Genomic DNA, 3,460 nt, shown 5'->3' on the forward strand with positions numbered 1-3,460 from the left:
AGCGTACATTAATCATAAAATGGCAAAAGATAACGGTTTTTTATATGTAGTGGCGACGCCGATTGGCAATCTGGACGATATCAGCCAGCGCGCGATTGAAACACTGAAACAGGCTGACTGGATAGCAGCAGAAGACTCCCGCCATACCGGCCGGCTGCTGCAGCATCTGGCAATTTCTGCCAAAACCATTGCGTTGCATGATCATAACGAAAAACAACGTGCTGCCAGTATTATCCAAAAATGTCAGGCGGGTGAAAACGTCGCCCTGGTATCCGACGCCGGTACACCGCTGATAAGCGACCCGGGCTATAGCCTGGTCAGGCAATGCCGCGAAGCCGGGGTCAGGGTTATCCCGATACCTGGCCCTTGTGCACTCATTACTGCCTTGTGTGCTGCAGGTTTGCCGACCGACAAATTTCACTTTATCGGCTTTTTACTGCCGAAAAGCCAGCAACGACAAAACCAACTCAGTGAGGTGCCAGCCGGTGTTGGCACTATTATTTGCTATGACACCGCCAGGCGGATTAAGGATACCCTGCAGGATGTGGCGCAGGTGTTTGGTGCAGAACGTGAGCTGGTGCTGGCCAAAGAGTTGACCAAAACCTTTGAGCATTTAGAGTACGGTACCGCGCAACAAATCACGACGTGGCTCGAAGCTGATCCGCAGCGCTGCCAGGGTGAAATGGTGCTGATGATAGCGCCGACGCCAAAGGCCGACAGCGAAATAAGTGATGCGGCGCAGACGACATTAAAATTACTGCTGGCAGAGCTGCCGGTAAAGAAAGCCGCGGCTATTACTGCCGAGATTCATGGTATGAAGAAAAATGCGCTGTATAAACTGGCGCTGCAATTTACTGGTGAAAGCGAATAAAAAGCGTATAATCGCCGCCGTGAGTTGGCCAAGACAATCGCTGCCTGCGTAAGCAGGGGGAGGAAAGTCCGGGCTCCACAGGGCAGGGTGCCAGGTAACGCCTGGGAGGCGAGAGCCTACGACCAGTGCAACAGAGAGCAAACCGCCGATGGCCCACGCAAGTGGGATCAGGTAAGGGTGAAAGGGTGCGGTAAGAGCGCACCGCGCGACTGGTAACAGTTCGTGGCACGGTAAACTCCACCCGGAGCAAGATCAAATAGGCCCCCTTTGGCGTGGCCCGCGTTGGGGGCGGGTAGATTGCTTGAGGCTTAAGGCGACTTAAGTCCTAGAGGAATGATTGTCACTCTGGCAACAGAGCACAGAACCCGGCTTACTGGCTGGCTCACCCTGAATTACAAAAAACCGCAGCTTAGCTGCGGTTTTTTGTTTTCGGCTACCAATATGCAGAAAAAAGCCCGCACAAGGCGGGCTGGAAGTCACCAGGAACGGTGGGTTTAGAAATCAAAACCAACTGACAGCTGCAGACGACGTGGGTTGTAGAACTTAGTCGGCTCGCCGTAGGTGGTTGATGTGACCAGCGGGTTGATACGGTATCCAGTCTGGCGGTCAAACACGTTAAACAGGTCAGCGCGGAAGCGCAGCACGTATTTATCAGCGAAGGTAAAGTTCTGGTTATAGCTTAAGTCCAACTGCCAGTGGCTGGCGCTGCGGCGGCTACCTGCTGGTTCGCTGTAGCGGATAGTGCCTGAGCTATAGCCATAGTAACCGCCATCCCAGTTTTCCCAAGGCTGACCAGATTGGTAAACCAGATAGGCGCCAATATTAGCTTCCCAGTCGGTAGTGTAATAACCAAAGGCTTTTAGCAAGTGCGGTTTGTCGCCGGCCAGAGTACCGTATTTGTTATCCCATGAGTAACGGCCTGGGCCATCACCATAGTTGGACGAACCGATAAAGATATTCTGATCCGGGTCAGTAGTTGTATTGTCCTGATCGAAGTTACCGTAGTAATGGCTCCAGACATAAGACAGGTTAAAGTAGGTGCGGTCGCCAAAGTATTCAGCTTCCAGGCTGACTTCCCAGTACTTAGTCTGGCCGTCGTCAATTTCGGCAATGACATAGGTGCCGCCTGAGGGGCTACCAATACCGTCATAACGATCTGCTAAATCAGGAATATACAGGCCTTTGTCAGCGATGTGCGCTGGTACACCCGGTGACTGGCTGCTGGCCGGGTAGGCAGCGATGCGGCCATTGTTTGGCATGTCTTCCCAGAAGTGAGAACCGTAGCGGTAACGGGTGTGACCGCGCAGTTGTAAGCGGTCGGTAATAGCCCGGGTGGTCCCCAAGGTAATCTCATCAATACGGTGCGGTTTCATATTGTCAGCAAACAGCTTACCTGATGAGCCACTGGCAGCACCTGAATCGAGGAAATTGCCATCTTCATCAAAATATACTTTTAATGATTGCTGAGTGTTACGGTCCCATGACGCAGCACGGGCCAATGAGCTGGCTTCCGGGTTGTAACTGGCATAGTTAGCAAATACCGAGTTTTGGCCGTCATACTTCCAGTCAATACCCAGACGCGGTTGAATCAGGTCTTTCCAGTCAACTGAGTACATTTTGTACTTCTCGCCCATGGCAACTTCCCAGCCTGAACCATTGGCTGAGTTCTCGCGTAAGCCCTGACCGTATAAGGTATCTTTACTGATCAGTACGCCGATGTTGTAAGTAAAGTCGCCATGCTCAATAGTATCGTTAATTTCCAGGTTCCATGATTCAGAGAACGAATGGATGGCGGATACCGCCTGACCAGATTCGTTAACAAAGCTCATCTGCTCTGTGGTCGCGATGTAATAAACAGAGGTTGGATCCAGGTCGGCAACGGCACTTTCCAGTGCTGTATTACGGCCCCCGTGATAGCTTATCGAGCCCCAACCATTAGAATACCGGCTTAACTCTTCTTCGGCTTCAGAGTACTTCAGACCGATATGAATCGAGTGCACCAGCTCATTGCCGATAATCTCATGATCCAAAGCCAGCTCGAAGCTGTCGCGGAAGAAGTTCTGGTTGTTGTACTGATAGTAAGCACCTACACCACCGCCACCGGTTAATACGCCGTTTTCGCTGTAACCATAGCGATCAATTAATGCTTGTGCCCCAGGGTTAAAGGTTGCGGCGTCAGCATTTGAAGGCTCAAGCAAATCAGGTACATTGAAATAACCCATTTGATCCAAATTAGCGATATCAAGTGATGCACCAAGCTCTGGCACTACACTTAACTCAACGTCTGGCTTGCCGCCGGTCTTGTAGTCAAACTTGTTAATGTTAAAGCTTAACGTGGTGTAATCACCCAGAATATAAGAGCCGTCAAAGGTGAAAATCTTTTGTGTTGCCTGATCGCCGGCAGATACAGAGTCTGTCTCGAACTCACCGATACTTCTGCCTGTTTCAACACGATCAGAATCGCGGTAGCTAAGGTTTAGCAATAAATCATCAGTAGGTGCCCAGGTTAATTTACCAAAGTACTCATCGCGATCGCTTTTATAGGCTTTGGTAGGGCCGTATGCAGTCACTTTATTTGAACCTTTTTCT

2 protein-coding genes and 1 other RNA gene are annotated in these 3,460 nt (G+C 50.8%); 2 read left to right on the forward strand and 1 reads right to left on the reverse strand.

Features of this window, described 5'->3' with window-relative positions; translation table 11 throughout:
- The first annotated feature begins 19 nt into the window (after positions 1-19).
- A complete protein-coding gene (rsmI, locus tag VIN66_RS03770) occupies positions 20-871 on the forward strand; it encodes a 16S rRNA (cytidine(1402)-2'-O)-methyltransferase (protein WP_331922748.1) in 852 nt (283 codons plus the stop codon).
- A gap of 20 nt (positions 872-891) precedes the next feature.
- Positions 892-1,260: RNase P RNA component class A (rnpB, locus tag VIN66_RS03775), an RNA gene on the forward strand.
- A 105-nt stretch (positions 1,261-1,365) separates the two neighbouring features.
- On the opposite strand, the gene VIN66_RS03780 is transcribed toward rnpB, so the two are convergent.
- Positions 1,366-3,460, reverse strand: a 2,095-nt coding sequence (locus VIN66_RS03780; protein ID WP_331922747.1) for a hypothetical protein, incomplete at its 5' end; no start/stop codon positions are given.

Origin of the sequence: Rheinheimera sp. (assembly GCF_036568245.1) — a bacterium.
Lineage (GTDB): Bacteria > Pseudomonadota > Gammaproteobacteria > Enterobacterales > Alteromonadaceae > Alishewanella.

Bases quoted from the DNA above. Each gene is read 5' to 3' on its own strand.
- rsmI (WP_331922748.1), top strand. From the start codon at position 20: ATGGCAAAAGATAACGGTTTTTTATATGTAGTGGCGACGCCGATTGGC.